Below are 1,072 nucleotides of genomic sequence, written 5' to 3'. Positions count from 1 at the left end.
ACTTCTTAGCAATATCCCATAAAGTATCTCCTGGCTGCACATAATGGTACTTTTTGCCATTTATGTTTTCGGTAACAGGCTTTTTACTTCGGTTCGAAGCTACCTGTCCATAGCGTGGAGCAGCAGAAGGATTAACCCAAATACTCAATCGTTGACCTATTCGAATCATATTTCCACGGATATTGTTCCATTTTCGAAGATCCGCTACTCGAACTCTGTACTTCCTGGCAATTTTCCCCAATACATCCCCTCTTCTAACCTTATACACCACCTTGTCTCGACCGTAAGTACTTCCAATAGAGTTTCTGGCCAAATAATCAAGTTCTTTCTTTCCAACAGATCCCGCAGCTTCAAACAAAGCCAAACGGTTGTCTACCACTTGATCATATTTTTCCACTGGAATTCTTAGTGGGTATTTTTTAACCTTATCTGGAATCGCCCCTCTTCGAATGGCAGGATTAAGACCTTGTAGCTCATCAGGACAAAGGCCAATCTGTTCGGCCAAGGTTTTTAAGTGAAGGTACTGACTTACATGAATGGTATCGGAAGCCAAAATATATTCCTCTGCCTCTTCATACAAATTATGTTCAGGAAGATAATTCATTACATATACCATGGCGGTTAACTGAGGTACATAAGAGCGAGTCTCTCTTGGTAAATAATTATAGACCTCCCAGAAGCTTTTCTTATTTCCAGATCTGCGAATTGCTTTACGTACATTCCCGGGGCCACAATTATAGGCAGCTAAGGCAAGTTCCCAATCACCGAACATTCCATATAACTGCTTCAGATATATACAGGCCGCTTCCGTTGCTTTATCCGGGTCCATCCTTTCATCGATGTACCAATCCTGATGTAATTTGTATGCTCTTCCTGTAGTTGGCATAAATTGCCAAAGCCCTACTGCCCCTACTCTAGAACGGGCATTAGGAACAAGCCCTGATTCTATAATGGCCAAAAATTTTATTTCATCTGGTAGTTGGTATTTTTCAATGTATTTTTCAAAAAGAGGAAAATAGATATGACTTCGTTGAATCACCATTCGGGTGTACTCCCTTTCCTTTATGGTAAA

1 protein-coding gene is annotated in these 1,072 nt (G+C 40.8%); it reads right to left on the bottom strand.

Annotation, left to right across the window (positions count from 1 at the left end; translation table 11 throughout):
* A partial coding sequence (locus E1171_RS00885) for a lytic transglycosylase domain-containing protein (protein WP_155203179.1) occupies positions 1–1,072 on the bottom strand: 1,072 nt, incomplete at both ends.

The organism is Xanthovirga aplysinae, from assembly GCF_009711365.1.
In the GTDB taxonomy this organism is placed as follows: Bacteria; Bacteroidota; Bacteroidia; order Cytophagales; family Cyclobacteriaceae; genus Xanthovirga; species Xanthovirga aplysinae.
This window is presented reverse-complemented; position numbering and strand designations above follow the sequence as displayed.